The 16,487-nt window shown below is 71.2% G+C and carries 20 protein-coding genes; 12 read left to right on the top strand and 8 right to left on the bottom strand.

The features are described from left to right. The first annotated feature begins 17 nt into the window (after positions 1 to 17). Together IG54_RS0124885 and IG54_RS0124880 are read left to right on the top strand one after the other, a co-directional pair. Entirely contained in the window at positions 18 to 1,295 is a 1,278-nt protein-coding gene (locus IG54_RS0124885) for a wax ester/triacylglycerol synthase domain-containing protein (protein WP_030788606.1), read from the top strand. 93 nt (positions 1,296 to 1,388) lie between these two features. After that, positions 1,389 to 1,823 carry a peptidase inhibitor family I36 protein gene (locus IG54_RS0124880; protein ID WP_234336336.1) on the top strand — a complete coding sequence of 145 codons (435 nt, stop codon included), beginning with the start codon at positions 1,389 to 1,391 and terminating at the stop codon, positions 1,821 to 1,823. A 20-nt stretch (positions 1,824 to 1,843) separates the two neighbouring features. Here the strand turns inward: IG54_RS0124880 and IG54_RS43075 are convergent, their stop codons facing one another. Together IG54_RS43075 and mca are read right to left on the bottom strand one after the other, a co-directional pair. Then, on the bottom strand, positions 1,844 to 2,095 hold the full coding sequence (locus tag IG54_RS43075) for a hypothetical protein (RefSeq protein ID WP_234336338.1): 252 nt from the start codon (positions 2,093 to 2,095) through the stop codon (positions 1,844 to 1,846). A gap of 19 nt (positions 2,096 to 2,114) precedes the next feature. After that, positions 2,115 to 2,996: a mycothiol conjugate amidase Mca gene (gene mca / locus IG54_RS0124870; RefSeq protein WP_078594456.1), complete on the bottom strand. Its 882-nt coding sequence runs from the start codon at positions 2,994 to 2,996 to the stop codon at positions 2,115 to 2,117. 115 nt (positions 2,997 to 3,111) lie between these two features. Here mca and IG54_RS0124865 point away from each other — a divergent pair, with 115 nt between their 5' ends. Together IG54_RS0124865 and greA are read left to right on the top strand one after the other, a co-directional pair. After that, on the top strand, positions 3,112 to 3,510 hold the full coding sequence (locus IG54_RS0124865; RefSeq protein WP_030788594.1) for a DUF4307 domain-containing protein: 399 nt from the start codon (positions 3,112 to 3,114) through the stop codon (positions 3,508 to 3,510). Positions 3,511 to 3,686: 176 nt separating this feature from the next. Beyond that, positions 3,687 to 4,184, top strand: a complete 498-nt coding sequence (gene greA, locus IG54_RS0124860) for a transcription elongation factor GreA (protein ID WP_030788592.1) — start codon at positions 3,687 to 3,689, stop codon at positions 4,182 to 4,184. A 61-nt stretch (positions 4,185 to 4,245) separates the two neighbouring features. Here the strand turns inward: greA and IG54_RS0124855 are convergent, their stop codons facing one another. From IG54_RS0124855 to ilvA, 3 genes are all read right to left on the bottom strand, one after another. After that, positions 4,246 to 5,097, bottom strand: a complete 852-nt coding sequence (locus IG54_RS0124855; RefSeq protein WP_030788589.1) for an ABC transporter permease — start codon at positions 5,095 to 5,097, stop codon at positions 4,246 to 4,248. Beyond that, positions 5,094 to 6,101, bottom strand: coding sequence for a daunorubicin resistance protein DrrA family ABC transporter ATP-binding protein (locus tag IG54_RS0124850; RefSeq protein ID WP_030788585.1), 1,008 nt, complete (start codon positions 6,099 to 6,101; stop codon positions 5,094 to 5,096). The genes IG54_RS0124855 and IG54_RS0124850 overlap by 4 nt, the downstream gene beginning before the upstream one ends. Before the next feature lie 152 nt (positions 6,102 to 6,253). Next, entirely contained in the window at positions 6,254 to 7,483 is a 1,230-nt protein-coding gene (ilvA, locus tag IG54_RS0124845) for a threonine ammonia-lyase (protein ID WP_030788581.1), read from the bottom strand. Between the two features lie 157 nt (positions 7,484 to 7,640). On the opposite strand from ilvA, the gene IG54_RS0124840 reads away from it, so the two are divergent. The 3 genes from IG54_RS0124840 (at position 7,641) to IG54_RS0124830 (ending at position 8,974) form a co-directional block, all read left to right on the top strand. Beyond that, a complete protein-coding gene (locus tag IG54_RS0124840; protein WP_030788578.1) occupies positions 7,641 to 8,159 on the top strand; it encodes a MarR family winged helix-turn-helix transcriptional regulator in 519 nt (172 codons plus the stop codon). 84 nt (positions 8,160 to 8,243) lie between these two features. After that, positions 8,244 to 8,726: a sigma factor-like helix-turn-helix DNA-binding protein gene (locus IG54_RS0124835; protein WP_030788575.1), complete on the top strand. Its 483-nt coding sequence runs from the start codon at positions 8,244 to 8,246 to the stop codon at positions 8,724 to 8,726. Next, positions 8,723 to 8,974 carry a hypothetical protein gene (locus tag IG54_RS0124830; protein ID WP_030788571.1) on the top strand — a complete coding sequence of 84 codons (252 nt, stop codon included), beginning with the start codon at positions 8,723 to 8,725 and terminating at the stop codon, positions 8,972 to 8,974. The genes IG54_RS0124835 and IG54_RS0124830 overlap by 4 nt, the downstream gene beginning before the upstream one ends. Before the next feature lie 41 nt (positions 8,975 to 9,015). Here the strand turns inward: IG54_RS0124830 and IG54_RS0124825 are convergent, their stop codons facing one another. Then, complete coding sequence (locus IG54_RS0124825; protein WP_030788568.1) at positions 9,016 to 10,179, bottom strand: cystathionine gamma-synthase; 1,164 nt, start codon at positions 10,177 to 10,179, stop codon at positions 9,016 to 9,018. Positions 10,180 to 10,303: 124 nt separating this feature from the next. Between IG54_RS0124825 and IG54_RS0124820 the strand changes: the two genes are divergently transcribed. The 5 genes from IG54_RS0124820 to IG54_RS0124800 all read left to right on the top strand — a co-directional run bounded on the left by IG54_RS0124820 (position 10,304) and on the right by IG54_RS0124800 (position 14,956). Continuing rightward, positions 10,304 to 11,422 (top strand): hypothetical protein, encoded by a 1,119-nt coding sequence (locus tag IG54_RS0124820; RefSeq protein ID WP_030788557.1) that lies wholly within the window; start codon positions 10,304 to 10,306, stop codon positions 11,420 to 11,422. Positions 11,423 to 11,534: 112 nt separating this feature from the next. Next, entirely contained in the window at positions 11,535 to 12,239 is a 705-nt protein-coding gene (gene msrA / locus IG54_RS0124815; protein WP_030788554.1) for a peptide-methionine (S)-S-oxide reductase MsrA, read from the top strand. Positions 12,240 to 12,279: 40 nt separating this feature from the next. Further along, entirely contained in the window at positions 12,280 to 13,548 is a 1,269-nt protein-coding gene (locus IG54_RS39705) for an HNH endonuclease signature motif containing protein (RefSeq protein ID WP_158708923.1), read from the top strand. A gap of 125 nt (positions 13,549 to 13,673) precedes the next feature. Beyond that, entirely contained in the window at positions 13,674 to 14,333 is a 660-nt protein-coding gene (locus IG54_RS0124805) for a ClpP family protease (RefSeq protein WP_030788548.1), read from the top strand. Between the two features lie 14 nt (positions 14,334 to 14,347). Next, positions 14,348 to 14,956, top strand: a complete 609-nt coding sequence (locus tag IG54_RS0124800; RefSeq protein ID WP_030788546.1) for a ClpP family protease — start codon at positions 14,348 to 14,350, stop codon at positions 14,954 to 14,956. A 6-nt stretch (positions 14,957 to 14,962) separates the two neighbouring features. Here the strand turns inward: IG54_RS0124800 and IG54_RS0124795 are convergent, their stop codons facing one another. Then, entirely contained in the window at positions 14,963 to 15,403 is a 441-nt protein-coding gene (locus IG54_RS0124795) for a helix-turn-helix domain-containing protein (RefSeq protein ID WP_030788543.1), read from the bottom strand. A gap of 102 nt (positions 15,404 to 15,505) precedes the next feature. Then, positions 15,506 to 16,468 carry a helix-turn-helix domain-containing protein gene (locus IG54_RS0124790; protein WP_030788541.1) on the bottom strand — a complete coding sequence of 321 codons (963 nt, stop codon included), beginning with the start codon at positions 16,466 to 16,468 and terminating at the stop codon, positions 15,506 to 15,508. Positions 16,469 to 16,487 lie beyond the last annotated feature (19 nt).

The following is a 16,487-nucleotide window of genomic DNA, read 5'->3' as shown; positions in this document are numbered from 1 at the left end:
AGCGAAGGGTCGTACCCATGAGGCTGTCGGGACTCGACGAGGGCTTCGTGCGCACCGGGCTGTCCGGGACGATCGGTACGGCCGCGCTCTTCACGGGAGAGCCGTTCGACCTGGCCGAGCTGCGCTCCCGCGTCGGCGAGCGATGGGGAGGGCTCGACCGGATGCGTCAGGTCCTGGAGGCGCCCCGCGGACCGGCGGCCCTCTCGGGCCACCGCTGGGCGGCCGGGAGGCCGTTCGACCCCGCCGCGCACGTCGTCGCTTGCGAGCAGGAGCTGCGCCCGCTCCTGTCCGCCTCGGTCGGCCGGCGGCTACGGCCCGACCGGCCGCTGTGGCAGTTGCTGGTACCGAAGCCCGCTCCGAACGGCGAACACGCCCTGGTGCTGCTCGCCCATCACGCGCTCATCGACGGCAGTTCCATGGCGACCCTGCTTCGCCTCCTCATGGACGACTCCAAGCTCGCCGCGCCCCGGGCGCCCGTACCACCGCCCGCGGCACCGAGTCCCTCGCCGCTGATTCCCACGCCACGCCCGGAGCGCCCCCGGGTCCGCCCGGCGGCCCTCTTCAGAGAGTGCCGTGACAGCAATGCCCTGGGGCAGCGCCTGCCGCTGGCATCCGGCGAGGCCCACCCGTCCCTCGCTGTCACCCGGCTCGACCCGGACGTGATGCGCTCGGCCCGCCGCCGGCCCGCGGGGGGACGCGGAGCGACCCTGAACGAACTGCTGCTCGGTGCCGTGGCGGGCGCCCTCCCCACCTGCTACGGCACCACCTCGTCCTGGCCCCGGGGGCGCGCGCCCCTCTACGCGACGGTGCCGGTGGACCTGCGCGACCGGTACGAGGCGCAGCAGCTCGGCAACTTCATCACCGCCGTCCGCATCCCGCTGCCCCTCGGCGCCGACTCCGCGGCCGGGCGCCTGCACACGTGCCAGAACCTGATGGCGGACCTGCACCAGCGCCGCCAGACCCACCACGCGGCCCTGCCCGTCCTGGAGGGCGCCGCGCGCGCGGTGCCCTGGCTCACCGCGGCGCTGGCCAAGCGCATGATCCGGCCCGAGGTCACCACGGCCGTGTGCACGGCCTTCAAATGGCGGGACAACCCGAGCCATCTGCTCGGCCGGCGCCTGAGCGGCGTCGTCTCCCTGCCCGCGCTCTCCTCCCCCGGCACCACGAGCCTCAGCCTCGTGCAGACCGCCGACGCCTATCTGCTCACCGTCGTGAGCCACCTCGGCCCGGACGACTCCGGGCTGATCGCCGACGCCGTGGCGGAGGAACTGGCGGCGCTGGCCTCAGCGGCGTAGGCGGCAGCGGCGTCACCCCTGCGGGGGGTGGCGGACCGACCCGCGCATCCACAAGGCTGGAAGGTCTGGAGAGCCGTGGAAAGGCGGATCGGAATGCGCAAGGGCATCACGATGAGGAACAAGATGAGGAACAAGCTGTCGGTACTGGTCGTGGGGGTGGCCGCCGCGGCCGCCACCGTAGTCCCGGGCACCAGCGCGCACGCGGCTGATGGGTACGACCGGTGCCCCGACGGCTACTACTGCATGTTCTCGGGCCTCGACGGCACCGGCGACATGATCAAAGTCAGGGGGAACACCCCGGACCTGGCGGCGCTCGGCATGAACGACCGGGCCAAGTCGGACTGGAACCGCACCGCCTCGACCATCTACCTCTGGTCCGACGCGCACTACAGCGGCTGCACGGCCGTGACCTCCTCGGGCCCGACGGGCAAGGGGAACTTCTTCCCCACCTACCAGGACTTCTTCAGCTCGGTGCAGTTCGACGGGCCGGGCGGCCCGAGCTGCGGCACGCCGCCCGGCGAGGACTAGCTCCCGCCGCCTGGCGAGAGCTAGCTTCCGCCGCCCGGCTTCTTCTCGTCGGCGGTCGCGTTCGAGCCGGTCGTCGCGGCGACCGGCTCGTCGTGCGGCTGCGGCCGCCCGGTCTCCGGCTCCTTGAAGTCGACCTTGCCCATGTGCCGGTTCATCGACTTCATCAGGCCCCACACGGCCAGGGCCATCACCGCGAAGACGATGAACCCGAGGACGCCGGGGGTCACCTTGTCGTCGTCGACCTCCTTGGCAAGAGGGACGAGATGCGTCATTGCCAGATGTGCGTTCACGCTAGGCATTGTCGCGGATGCCCGCAAAGAGGTCGTCCTCGGGGAGGGAAGTGTCGACGAGCGACTTCGCCAGCTCGTACTCCTCCGTCGGCCAGACCTCCTTCTGGAGTTCCATCGGGACGCGGAACCAGCCACCGTCGGGGTCGATCTGCGTGGCGTGCGCGATCAGGGCCTTGTCGCGGATCTCGTAGAAGTCGGCGCACGGGACGTGCGTGGTCAGCGTGCGCTCGACGCGCTCGAACTCGTCCCACCGCTTGAGCCAGTCGCCGTACGGCGACTCCAGGCCGCGGTCGAGCATCGCCTGGTGGAGCGCCTCGGTGCGCGGGCGGTTGAAGCCCTGGTTGTAGTAGAGCTTCTGCGGCTGGAAGACCGGGCCGAACTCGCTCTCCGGGTACTTCTCGGCGTCCGCCGCGCCCTCGAACGCCACCATCGTGATCTTGTGGGTCATGATGTGGTCGGGGTGCGGATAGCCGCCGTTCTCGTCGTACGTCGTGACCACCTGCGGGCGGAACGCGCGGATCTGGCGCACCAGCTCGCCCGCGGCCTTGTCCACGTCCTCCAGCGCGAAGCAGCCCTCGGGCAGCGGCGGCAGCGGGTCGCCCTCGGGGAGCCCCGAATCGACGAAGCCGAGCCACTCCTGCTTGACGCCGAGGATCTCGCGCGCCTCGTCCATCTCCTTCTTGCGCACCTCGTGGATGTTCTCCTGGATGTAGGTGTCACCCTGGAGCTTCGGGTTGAGGATGTCGCCGCGCTCACCGCCCGTGCAGGTCACGACGAGCACGTCCACCCCCTCGGACACGTACTTGGCCATGGTGGCCGCGCCCTTGCTCGACTCGTCGTCGGGGTGGGCGTGCACGGCCATCAGTCGAAGCTGCTCAGTCAAGACTCGATCCTCAAGGTATTGGGCGCCCTCGGTCATCCGGCGCATCACGCGGCTTCTATAGTGACGGAACCGGGGGGCGGAAAATTCCGGCATCCCCTGTTCCTGGAGGACGATCATGGCGGCGGGGCTTCCCCAAGGGCGGTACGGTCGCTCGCGCACGGCTGACGAGGCCGCCGACCGCAAGCTCAAGATCGTGGGCTCCGTGCTGGGCGTGGTCCTGCTCGGCGTCGTCGGCTGGTTCGGCTACGACTACATCAACGGTACGAAGGTCAGCGCCGAGGTCATCAAGTTCGACGTCGTTTCGGCCACCGCCGTCGAGGCGCACCTTGAGGTGCGCAAGGACGCCGGCGCCAAGGGCTACTGCACCCTGCGCTCACAGGCGGAATCCGGCGCCGAGGTCGGCCGCGCGGACTTCCGCTTCGACCAGCACGAGGGTCGTATCGACAAGGTCGTCACGCTCCGTACGACGTCGAGGGCGACCAGCGTCGAGCTGCTGGGCTGCCACGCCGACTGACACGCGGCCCGCGGGGCCGGCTTTACCGCCGTCACCTGCGTTGACGTGATTCTGATGGCTTATGTCCTCCCCCTGGCGCACCGGAATTGTTAGGCTCGTGGTTTCGCCCACCCGTGAGGGAACATCCTTCTGGGTAGGGCGATGCTTTGTATTCCCAGTACCTACGAGGAGCACCTGTGACCCAGACCAGCGAGAACGTCACCTGGCTGACCCAGGAGGCGTACAACCAGCTCAGGGCCGAGCTGGAGTACCTGTCTGGTCCCGCGCGCACCGAGATCGCCGCGAAGATCGCGGCGGCGCGCGAGGAGGGGGACCTGCGCGAGAACGGCGGGTACCACGCGGCCAAGGAGGAGCAGGGCAAGCAGGAGCTCCGCGTCCGCCAGCTGACCCAGCTCCTGGAGACCGCCAAGGTCGGTGAGGCCCCGGCCGCGGACGGCGTGGTGGCGCCCGGCATGGTCGTGACCATCGCCTTCGACGGCGACGAGGACGACACCGTGACGTTCCTGCTCGCCTCCCGGGAGTACGCGAGCGACGAGATCGAGACGTACTCGCCGCAGTCCCCGCTGGGCTCGGGCGTGAACGGCAAGAAGATCGGCGAGGACGCGCAGTACGAACTGCCGAACGGCAAGCTCGCCTCGGTCAAGATCCTTGAGGCCAAGCCGTACCAGGGCTGAGCCGTAGCGTCGCGGCAAGGGCGGGCCCCCGGCACCTGAGGTGCCGGGGGCCCGTCGCGTGTCAGGCCGTCGCCGAGCGGTACTTGCGGACCGCCAGCGTGCGGAAGACCAGGATGATCAGGACCGAGTAGATCACCGAGGCCCAGACCGGATGCTGCATGGGCCAGGACGTGGACGCCGAGACGCCCGGGTTGCCGAACAGCTCGCGGCAGGCCTGGACGGTGGCGCTGAAGGGGTTCCAGTCGGCGACGTGGCGCAGCCAGGGCGTCATCTGGCTGGAGTCCACGAACGCGTTCGAGATGAACGTGACCGGGAAGAGCCAGATCAGGCCGCCCGACGTGGCCGCCTCCGGAGTGCGCACCGAGAGGCCGATGAGCGCGCCGACCCAGGTGAAGGCGTAGCCGAGCAGGAGCAGCAGGCCGAAGGCGCCGAGCGCCTTCCCGATGCCCTCGTGGATGCGCCAGCCGACGAGCAGCGCCACGATCGCGAGGACCAGCAGGGTCAGCGCGGTCTGTACGAGGTCGGCGATGGTGCGGCCGGTGAGGACGGCGCCGCGCGCCATGGGCAGTGACCGGAAGCGGTCGATGAGGCCCTTGTGCATGTCGTCGGCGATACCGGCTCCCGCGCCCGCGGTGGCGAAGGTGACGGTCTGGGCGAAGATGCCCGCCATCAGGAAGTTGCGGTACACGGAGGGGTCGGTGCTGGCGCCGATCTTCATGGAGCCGCCGAAGACGTAGCTGAACAGCACCACGAACATGATGGGCTGAATCAGCCCAAATATCACCATCTCAGGAATTCTGGACATACGGATGAGGTTCCGCTGGGCGACGACCAGGGAGTCCCTGACGGACTGGCCGATGCCGCCCGCGGGCCTGGGGCCCGCCGAGGGCACGGCGTCGGTGGCGGTGCTCATATGCCGGCCTCCTTGTTCCGCTTGGCCTTGGCCGCGGCGCTCGCGCCGTTGCCCTCGTCCTCCAGCGCGGCGACGTGGCCGGTGAGGGAGATGAAGACGTCGTCGAGGGTCGGGCGGCGCAGGCCGATGTCGTCGATCTCGATGCCGCGCGCGTCCAGCTCGCGGATGACCTCGGCGAGCAGCTTGGCGCCGCCGGTGACGGGCACGGTCAGCTTGCGCGTGTGCTCGGCGACGGTGACGTCCCCCTTGCCGAAGCCGCGCAGGACCTCGGAGGCGGTGGGGATGTGCTCGCGCTCGTGCACCACGACCTCGACGCGCTCGCCGCCGGTGCGGGCCTTGAGCTGGTCGGAGGTGCCGCGGGCGATGACGCGGCCGTGGTCGACGACGCAGATGTCGTGCGCGAGGTGGTCGGCCTCCTCCAGGTACTGGGTGGTCAGCAGGAGTGTCGTACCGCCCGAGACGAGTTCCTGGATGACCTCCCACAGCTGCTGGCGGTTGCGCGGGTCGAGGCCGGTGGTGGGCTCGTCCATGAACATCACCGGCGGCGAGACGACGAGCGCGGCCGCGAGGTCGAGGCGGCGGCGCATGCCTCCCGAGTACGTCTTGGAGGGGCGGTCCGCGGCGTCGGCGAGGTTGAACCGTTCGAGCAGCTCGCCCGCCCTGACCTTGGCATCCTTCGCCCTCATCTGGTAGAGCTTCGCCACCATCTGGAGGTTCTCACGGCCCGTCAAGTACTCGTCCACGGCGGCGAACTGACCGGACAGGCCGATCGACCGGCGCACCTCGTTCGGGTGCTTGAGCACGTCGATCCCCGCGACGACGGCCCTGCCGCTGTCGGGTGTCAGGAGCGTCGTCAGACAGCGCACCGCGGTGGTCTTCCCCGCGCCGTTCGGCCCGAGGAGCCCGAGTACGGTGCCCTCGGGGACGTCCAGATCGACGCCGTCCAGAGCCCTTACGTCACCGAAGGTCTTCACCAGGCCTTCGGCGTAGATGGCGCCCGGCATATGGGTTCTCCCAGAGGTCCGGCGGTGAGGGACTTTCTGGGAGAAGTCTAGGTTTGCCGGGCCCTCCGCGCCTGGCAAACGCCTGTACGAGCATCACGCGGGCTCACCGCTCGTGTCTCGGCCCGCCTTCGCGCACGCTCACGGCGCGCGCCTCAGACGATGACCGTGTAGCCCGCGTCGCGCAACGCCTTACCTACCTCGGCGCAGTGCTCGGGGCCCTTCGTCTCCAGGTGCAGCTCCACCTCCACCTCCGTGAGACCGAGGCGCGGATCGGTGCGTACGTGACTCACGTCGAGGACGTTGGCATCCATCACGGTCAGCACACCGAGGAGGTTGGCCAGGGCGCCGGGGCGGTCCGTCAGGCGCAGCCGCAGCGACAGGTAGCGGCCCGCCGCGGCCATGCCCTGGCGCAGGATGCGCTGCATCAGGAGCGGGTCCACATTGCCGCCCGAGAGCAGCGCGACGACCGGCCCCTCGAACGACTTCGGGCTGCTCAGCAGGGCGGCGACGGGACTGGCCCCGGCCGGCTCGACGACCATCTTGGCGCGCTCCAAGCAGAGCAGCAGGGCGCTGGACAGCTCGTCCTCGGAGACCGTGACGATGTCGTCGACCAGGTCCTCGACCAGCCGGAACGGCACATCGCCGGGGCGTCCGACCTTGATGCCGTCCGCCATGGTCGCGGGGTTGTCGATCGACACCGGGTGCCCCGCGGCGAGCGAGGGCGGGTAGGCCGCGGAGCCCGCCGCCTGCACGCCGACGAGCCGCACGTCCGGACGCAGCGCCTTGACGGCCACCGCGATGCCCGCCGCGAGGCCGCCGCCCCCCACGCCGACGACGAGGGTGCGCAGCTCGGGGCACTGCTCCAGGACCTCCAGGCCGACCGTGCCCTGGCCCGCGATGATGTCGGGGTGGTCGAAGGGGTGGATGAACACGGCGCCCGTCTCGCGCGCGTACTCCTGCGCGGCGGCCAGCGTCTCGTCGACGACCTGGCCGTGCAGGCGCACCTCGGCGCCGTACTCCCTGGTCGCCGCGACCTTGGGCAGGGGCGCCCCGGCGGGCATGAACACCGTGGAGCGCACGCCGAGCAGTGAGGACGCCAGGGCCACGCCCTGCGCGTGGTTGCCCGCGCTGGCGGCCACGACGCCCGCGGCGCGCTCCTCGGGAAGCAGGCCCGCGATCCGCACGTACGCCCCGCGCAGCTTGAAGGAGCCCGTGCGCTGGAGGTTCTCGCACTTGAGGTGCACGGGCGCGCCGACCAGCTGGGACAGGTGCCTGCTGCCCTCCATCGCCGTCATCCGGGCCACTCCGGAGAGCATCTTCCGCGCACCGCGCACATCGTCGAGGGTGACGGACGGCAAGGAGTGAGGCGTGCGATAGCTCATGACGCCAAGTCTCGCAGCCGCCGCCCGAGTCCTCCCGCGGTGACCAAAGGCCGAGACCGTTCTGCGCGTAGGTTTGCGCAGCGCAGGTACGGTCCGCCTCCCGGCCGCGTACCCTGTCCCCCAACCCACCGCCCTCGCATGAAGTGAGCCCCCGGCCATGCCCACAACTCCGGACATGACGACCGCCAGTGAACCCGGCCTTCTGGACAGCTTGCAACACCAGGTGGCGGTCTTCGCCCGCCGCGCGGAGCAGACCCGCCTCGGCGGGGTAGGACAGGTCCGCAACTCCATGGACCGCGCCGCCTATCTGCTGCTCAACCGCCTCGACAAGGAAGGGCCGATGGGCGTCAAGGCGCTCGCGGCGAGCATGGGCATCGACTCCTCGACGGTCACCCGGCAGGTCGCCCCGCTGGTCGACACCGGGCTCGTCAAGCGCACCTCGCACCCGGAGGACGGCCGCGCCGTGGTGCTCCAGCTGTCGCCGCGCGGCCAGGCCAGGCTCGACGAGGTGCGTTCCTCGCGGCGCGAGCTGATGGCCGAACTGACGCAGGACTGGGCGCCGGAGGAGCGTGAGAGCTTCTGCGCGCTCCTCACACGCTTCAACTCCGCCCTCTCGGCTCGCCAGACGTCACACGCGTCGCCCGCTGGAGAGGTTCCGGCCACTCCGGAGTCTTGACCCCGGCCCCGCCCCTGGCCTCATATGAGAGCGGGTCGCCCCCTTGTGCGGGGTTCCCCTCCTTCCTTCCGGCCGGGAGGCGCGGTGCGAGAACGGCAGGCGTTCCAGGACGCCCGCCGTGCCCGGGAGTTCGAGGCGTTCGTCGCGGGCGCGGCAGGCAGGCTCCTGCATGCCGCGACGCTGCTCACCGCCGAGCGCCCCGCGGACAACCCACGCGCGCGTGTCCTGCTGACCGCCGCCCTCGCACATACGTACGCGGCGTGGGATCGGCTGCGCGGCGAGGACCCGTACGACCGCACCCGCCAGCAGCTCGCCCTGCGCTTCGCGCGCGGGGCCTGGCGCCACCACCGCGGCCACGGCGGCGTCCTGGCCCGGCTGAGCCCCCAGGAGCGGCTGATTCTCGTGCTCCGGATGTACGAGGGCGTGGCCGAGGAACAGACGGCGGCGCTCCTCGGGCTGCCGGCCGAGCGGGTCGCGGCGATCTGCGCCCGCGCCATAGCGACGGCCCTGCATCCGCCCCGCGGCCCCGCGCCGACGGGGGCGCTGAGCGGGGCGGTGCCCTCATGAGCCAGTACGAGCGCAAGGAGACGGCCGTCAGGCGGCTCCTGGAGAGTGCGCAGGCGTCGGTGCCGCCGGGGCTCTTCGATGACGCCGTGCGGCGGGGCGGGCGGATGCTGCGGCGGCGCGTGGTGCTGCGCAGGTTCATGTGGGTGGTTCTGCTGGCCTGCGTGGTGGCGTTCGCCGTGTGGGCTTCCGTCGCACAGCCGTGGGCGGAGCCGCCTTCGGAGACGACTCCGCCGCTTACTCGCTGGTAGCGGTCGGGCCCTCAGCGGTGGGGATGTCCGTGTCGAACGGGCTAGCCCAGCGCCTGCTGGAGGTCCGCCAGGAGGTCGTCCGCGGACTCGATGCCCACCGACAGGCGCACCAGGTCCGCCGGGACCTCCAGGGCCGAGCCCGCCACCGAGGCGTGCGTCATGCGGCCCGGGTGCTCGATCAGGGACTCGACACCGCCCAGGGACTCACCCAGAGTGAAGAGCTTGGCGCGGTTGCAGACCTCGACGGCCGCCTCCTCGCCGCCCTCGACCTGGAACGACACCATGCCGCCGAACGCCTTCATCTGCTTGGCGGCGATCTCGTGACCGGGGTGCTCCGGAAGGCCCGGGTACAGGACGCGCGTCACGCGCGCGTGCCGGGTCAGCATCTCGGTGACCTTGGTGGCGTTCTCGCTGTGCCGGTCCATGCGCACCGCGAGGGTCTTGATGCCGCGCAGCACCAGCCAGGCGTCGAAGGGCCCGGCGACGGCCCCCATCGCGTTCTGGTGGTACGCCAGCTCCTCGCCGAGCGCCTCGTCGCCGACGACGAGCGCGCCGCCGACGACGTCCGAGTGGCCGCCCATGTACTTCGTCATGGAGTGCACGACGACGTCCGCGCCGAGGGCGAGGGGCTGCTGGAGGTAGGGGCTCGCGAAGGTGTTGTCGACGACGAGGCGCGCCCCGCTGTCGCGGGCGATCTGCGCGACCGCGGCGATGTCGGTGATGCCGAGCAGCGGGTTGGAGGGGGTCTCCACCCAGATCGCCTTCGTACGTTCGGTCACCGCGGCCCGCACCGCCTCCGGGTCGGAGGTGTCGGCCACGGACCACTCGACGCCCCACCGCGAGACGACCTTGGCGAAGAGGCGGAACGTGCCGCCGTACGCGTCGTTGGGGATGACCACGTGGTCGCCGGGGCTGAGCAGCGCGCGCAGGAGGCAGTCCTCCGCCGCGAGGCCCGAGGCGAAGGCGAGCCCGCGGCGGCCGCCCTCCAGCGCGGCCAGGTTCTCTTCCAGGGCGGTCCTCGTCGGGTTCGCGCTGCGGCTGTACTCATAGCCGCCGCGCAGGCCTCCGACGCCGTCCTGCTTGTAGGTCGACACCTGGTAGATGGGCGGGACGACGGCGCCGGTGAGCGGGTCGGCCGTGTTGCCCGCGTGGATCGCCACGGTCTCGAAATTCTGTGTGCCGGGCGTGCTGTGCAAGTCACTCATGCGGCCTGAGCGTAGTGCGCGGGCGGGCCCTTCCGCCCGGGGGAGAGGGTCCTTCCGTCCAAGTCGGTACGGGTACGTCCCGGCAGGTTGGCCAATTGTCGGACCCGTCTGGTTCGCTTGAGCCATGGAGATTCTCTGGTTCCTGTTCGCTGTGGTCATGATCGGCGCGGTCCTCGGGCCCGTGCTGCTGCGCAGGCGCGGCGGGATCCGGCAGGTCGAGCCCGGCTCACCGGACGCCGCGGACCCGGCGCACTACGGCTTCCTGCGCCAGGAGGAGCTGGACATCCGCATGCCGGGCGAGGACGCCGATCTCCTCGAAGTCCTCGACCTCGTGCAGCGCACGCAGGGGTGGCAGGCCGCCTCGCAGCTCCTCGCGGGCACGGAGACGCACGGCGAGCAGCGCTGGCAGCGTGTGCAGGCCTTCGCGGGCGCGGCCTCGCTGGAGCTCCAGCAGCGGCCGGGCGGCGTGAGCGACAGCCCCGGCGGGCAGTGGCTGCGGGTGTGGCGGGCGGAGGCTCCCAAGGACGCCGGTGGCGCCGCGGTGCACGCGGAGTTCCTGGTCCAGCAGGCGTGGCGGACGGCCGCCCAGGGGACGGACGAGTTCCGGATCATCCTGGAGGAGGCCAAGGAGGCGTGCGCGCAGGCGGCGCTGCTCGCCCCCGGTGACCCCGTTCCGTACATCATCGAGCTGTCCATCGCGCGCGGTCTCGCGTATCCCCGCGAGGAGTTCGAGCAGCTGTGGCTGAAGATCCTGGACCGCGCGCCCGCGCACATGGGCGCGCATCTGGCGGCGCTGCACTACTGGTGCGAGAAGTGGCACGGCTCGCGCGACCTCGCGTACGGCTTCGCGGAGGCGGCCGCGGCGCGCGCCCCCCGCGCCTCCCTCCTCGCGGCGCTCCCGCTCTTCGCCGTCTACGAACACATGCCCGAGGTGAATCTGGTCCGCGGCTTCTACGAGAGCGAGGTCGTCACGAAGGCCGTCGAGGGCGCTCTCTTCGCGGTGCACGCGGCCCGCCCGGACGACCCGATGCTGGCGCACGTCCGCCACCTCCTGGTGTTCTTCCTGGTCCGCTGCGAGCGCTGGGCGGAGGCCATGCACCAGCTGGTGCACGTGGACGGCCACGTCGGCGCGCTGCCCTGGACCCTGACCTCCGACCCGGCCGGGAGCTACGCGGTGTACCGCGCGCTGGCCGTCGCCGGGTACGAGGCGAACGGCGGGAGCCCGGCGACGCTGTCGCTCTGAGCGGCCCGGATCGCAACGCCGGAATGCGGGGACCGGCCCAGCACGTTCCCCTGATGCACCCCTCTGCGAAGGGGTACGCGCCCTGTCAGGCCCCGCACGAGGAGAGACCCGCATGATCTTCGGCCGCACGCCCGAGCTGCCTACCCCCGAGCAGGCCCTGAAGGGCCGGGCGACCCCGGAATTCGAGGTCCCCTCGCGCCACACGGTCCTCGGCAACGCACTGCTCGGCCCCTACCCCGAGGGCCTGGCCGTCGCGGACTTCGCGCTGGGCTGCTTCTGGGGCGCGGAGCGCAAGTTCTGGCAGACGGAGGGCGTCTGGACGACGTACGTCGGCTACCAGGGCGGCTATACGGAGAACCCCTCCTACGAAGAGGTCTGCTCCGGCCTGACGGGCCACACGGAGGCGGTCCGTGTCGTCTTCGACCCGACGCGCGTCTCGTACGCGTCGCTCCTGAAGCTCTTCTGGGAGTCCCACAACCCCACGCAGGGCTTCCGCCAGGGCAACGACGTGGGTACGCAGTACCGCTCGGCGATCTACACCCACTCACCCGAGCAGGAGGCGGGGGCGAAGGCGTCCCTGGAGGCGTACCAGAAGGTCCTGACGGCGGCGGGCCACGGCACGATCACGACGACGATCCTGCCCGCGGACAACAAGCCCTTCTGGCCGGCCGAGCCCTACCACCAGCAGTACCTGGACAAGAACCCCGACGGCTACTGCGGCATCGGCGGCACGGGCGCCCTCCTGGACACCCCCTCACAGACGAACTGGGGCCGCTCCTGCCCGACGGGCATCGCCCCGGCCCCCACCGAGAACTGATCCCGCGGCGCTCCCACGGCGTCCGTCTATCGTGACGGGCATGGCGCTGAGTGACATAGGCAGAGCGGAAGTCCTGCGGGCTGTCGGGGAGTTCGACCGGATCGGCCGCGGCGCATTCCTGCGGCGGTACGGATTCCAGGCGTCCCGCGCCTATCTGCTGGAGGTCGAGGGGCGGTACTACGACTCGAAGGCGGTCGTCGGCGCCGCCCATGGATACCTCCCGGGCCAAGTGCCGCTGACCGCCGCCGAGTTCTCCGGCGGGCGCGATCACGCGGTGAAGCTGCTGGGGGCGTTGGGGTTCCAGGTGGTGTCACAGGAGACGGTCGCCGACACCGCTTCCCCCGACGAACTCATCGGCCGCGTCGCCCGACTGCGCGTCGCCCACACGGAGACCGGCCCGCGTCTCTATCAGCCGATCACTCTCCTGTGGGCGGTCGGCCGCGCGCTCCGCGGCGAGCCGCGCGGGGTGTCCTGGGACGAGACGAGCGGGGCCGTGGGCGGCCTCCTGGAGGAGTTCGGGCTGCGGGGAGAGCGCGCCCGTCCCGGTTACCCGGTGCTCGCGCTCTACCACGCCGGGCTGTGGACGCTCCAAGGCCACGAGGGGCCCGTCCCGCTCGCGCACGGCGATGCCGCCGTACCCCGTCGCTGGTTCGCCGCGCAGCGGCCTGTCGGGGGCCTCGCCCAGCCCTTGTACGACCTCATGCGCACCTCCGGTCAGGCCCGCGTGGAAGTGATCCAGACCCTCACGGAGCGCTTCTTCGAGGACCTCGACGAGGTTCCCCTGTTGCGTGCGGTCGGCCTGTACGACGAGTCGGTGGCGGACGACCGGCACGCGTCCGCGCATACGGCAGGAGCGTTTTCGTCAGGAGCGCCTTCGTCAGGAGACCTGGTCACGGCGGCCGCGCGGTACGAAAGGCTGTGCACGCTCGTGGAGCGGCGGGAGGAGTCACGACGCGGCCGGCGGCGCGAGAGCGTCTCCCGCGACCCCATTCGTTCGTCGTCGGCCCGGCGGGCGGTACTCCTCCGCAGCGCGGGGCAGTGCGAGAACCCGGCCTGCGGTGGGCAGCCGGACGACGTGACGGACTCCGGTGATCCCCTGCTCGAGGTGGACCACGTCGTCGAGATCGCCGGTGAGGGCCGTGACCATCCGAGCCAGATGATCGCCCTCTGCCCGAACTGCCACGCGGTCAAGACCCGCGGCAGGAGCCGTCACGAGGTGCGCGCGACCCTTCTCGAAGTGGCGCGTGAACTGCACGAACGGGCGTATGCGCCCCGGGGCCGGAAGGCGGGTGACCGCGTCGGCGGCTGAGCGGTCCGGCCCCCTCTGCCCTCAGCGAATCTGCCCCCAGCCGAGATTTCTGACAGTCGCGGTCGTGGCGGGCAACAGTGGGGGCACGGCGCGGTGTTGGAGCCGCGGGAGTTGAGGGAGGTCCGATGTCAGTACTCGGCAGTGGCTGGGAGGCGGTCGTGCGGCCGCGGGGTGAGGACGGGGAGACCGTTCCTTCGCGGTTCGACGATCATCTCGCAGCCCAGCTGCTCAACCAGCGGATCGTGTTCCTCGGGACGCAGGTCGACGAGGTGTCCGCCAACCGCGTCTGCGCGCAGATGCTGTTGCTGTCGGCGGAGGATCCCAAGACCGACATCAGTCTGTACATCAACAGCCCCGGTGGGTCGGTGACCGCGGGGCTCGCCATCTACGACACCATGCGGCTCATCCCGAACGACGTCTCCACCCTCGCCATGGGATTCGCCGCCAGCATGGGCCAGTTCCTGCTCAGCGTGGGGACGCGCGGCAAGCGGTTCGCGCTGCCCAACGCGCGGATCATGATGCACCAGCCCTCGGCGGGCATCGGCGGCACGACCGCCGATATCGCCATCCAGGCCGAGAACCTGGAGTTCACGAAGAGGGCCATCGAACGGATCACGGCCGAGCACACCGGCCAGAGCGCCGAGACGATCTCCCGGGACGGTGACCGCGACCGGTGGTTCACCGCCGAGCAGGCCAAGGAGTACGGGATGGTCGACCGCGTGGTCGAGTCCCTGGAGGACGTGCGGCCCGCCGGGTCGAAGCGGCGCATCGGGCTCGGGATCTGAGGGAGACAGCGGACATGAGTCAGTACACGATTCCCACGGTCGTCGAGCGCACCCCCCAGGGCGAACGCGCCTACGACATCTACAGCCGCCTGCTCTCCGAGCGCATCATCTTCCTCGGCACGGAGATCGACGACGGCGTCGCCAACGTCGTCATCGCGCAACTGCTCCACCTGGAGTCCTCCGCGCCCGAGCGTGAGGTCGCCATCTACATCAACTCGCCCGGTGGCAGCTTCACTTCGCTCATGGCCATCTACGACACGATGAGCTTCATCTCCGCGCCGATCTCGACGTTCTGCGTCGGCCAGGCCGCCTCCACCGCCGCCGTGCTGCTGGCGGGCGGCGACCCCGGCAGGCGGTTCGTGCTCGACCACGCGCGCGTGCTGCTCGGTCAGCCCGCGAGCCGCGGCCGGCAGGGGACGGTGTCCGATCTCGCCCTGGAGGCACAGGAGATGCTGCGGATCCGCTCCCAGGTGGAGGAGGTGCTGTCCCGGCATACGCACCACGACGTCGCCACCCTGCGCGCCGACATGGACCGGGACAAGGTCTTCACCGCGCAGGAGGCCGTTGCGTACGGCCTCGCCGATCAGGTACTCAGCAGGCGGGCCCTGCCCGTCGCCGCCTGACCGGCGTCACGCGGCCAGGCGCACCTCGCCCTGGTACGCCGCCAGGGCGGTCCCGGCCGGCCTCGCACGGGGGAGGCCGGCCAACTGGCCCTGGGCCAGGGAGAGCAGGTCGGACAGGCGCAGCCCGAGCGCGTGGGCGGCGGCCGCGAGGACCTCGGAGGAGGCCTCCTTGCGGCCGCGCTCCAGCTCGGAGAGGTACGGCATGGAGATCCGGGCGGCGTCGGCCACGTCCTTGAGCGTCCGCGCCTGCGCGAGGCGCTCCTGGCGCAGCACGTCGCCCACGACGTCCCGCCAGAGGGGTTCCTTGGCCTCCGCACCGCCTTGACGGCCGACCTGACCGCCTTGAGGACCGCCTTGACGGCCGCCCTGAGGAGCGGGCGCGGCCTTCACCGGGCGCAGGGGGATGACGCGGGCTTCGTTCGGCTTCTGCCGCTCTTGGCTGCTCACTCCCCCAGCCTAGGAGCGATCACGCCGGCGGGCAGCGCCGAGCGTTCTGCCACCCGCGAAATCTCGTACGCGTAGCGGGAGTGCCCGTCCTCCGTAGCGGCTCTACTTTCTCGCCGAACCCACCGACGACGCGTCCCTGCCCCAGCTCGCCAGCAGCCGCAGCGCCTGCGCCGACGCCGAGTCCGGCTCCGCGTGGTACATGATCAGCGACTGGTCGCAGTCGTCGGGGAGCCGCAGCGTCTCGTACGAGAGGGACAGCTCGCCCACCAGGGGGTGGCGCAGCCGTTTGACGCCGTGGCCCTTCTCCCGCACGTCGTGCGTGGCCCACAGGCTCCTGAACTCCTCACTCCGCACGGAGAGTTCGCCGACCAGGCCGGACAGCAGCGGGTCGTTGGGATAGCAGCCGGCATCCATCCGGAGGTAGCTGACGACGTCGGACGCCTTCAGCTCCCAGTCCACGAAGAGGTCGCGCGAGCGCGGGTCGAGGAAGCAGAAACGCGCCAGGTTCCGCTCGCCGGGCGGGAGTTCGGCCCAGTCTCCGAGGAGCGCCGCGGCGAGCGCGTTCCAGCCGAGGATGTCCGTGCGGCGGCCGACGACGAACGCGGGCACGGTGTCCATGGAGTCGAGGAGCTGCTGGAGGGCGGGCCGCAGGTGCTGCTGGCGGGTGGCCCGCTTCTTCTTCACGGTCTTCGGCTTCGCGAGGCGCGTGAGGTGCGCGTGCTCGGCGTCGGTCAGGCGCAGGGCGCGCGCGATGGCGTCGAGCACCTCGCCCGAGACGTTGCGGCCGTTCCCCTGTTCGAGACGGGTGTAGTACGCGACCGAGACCCCGGCGAGCTGCGCCAGCTCCTCGCGGCGCAGGCCGGGCACGCGGCGGTGCCGCCCGAAGCTGGGCAGCCCCACGTCCTGCGGCTGGAGCCGGGCTCTGCGGGTGCGCAGGAACTCGCTCAGCTCGGCCCGGGCGTCCAGAGGCGCGGCCGCGACCGCCCCGGGCGCCCCGGCTGCCTCCAGCGGCCCCGCAGCCTCCTGCGACCCGGCAGCCCCCGGCATCTCGGGTGATTCGTCCATACGGACCAGTATCCCGCGT

This window comes from Streptomyces sp. NRRL S-920 (genome assembly GCF_000717945.1).
GTDB lineage: Bacteria > Actinomycetota > Actinomycetes > Streptomycetales > Streptomycetaceae > Streptomyces > Streptomyces alboniger.
Note: the sequence above shows the minus strand (reverse complement) of the source record. Positions and strands in the feature narration are given on the sequence as shown.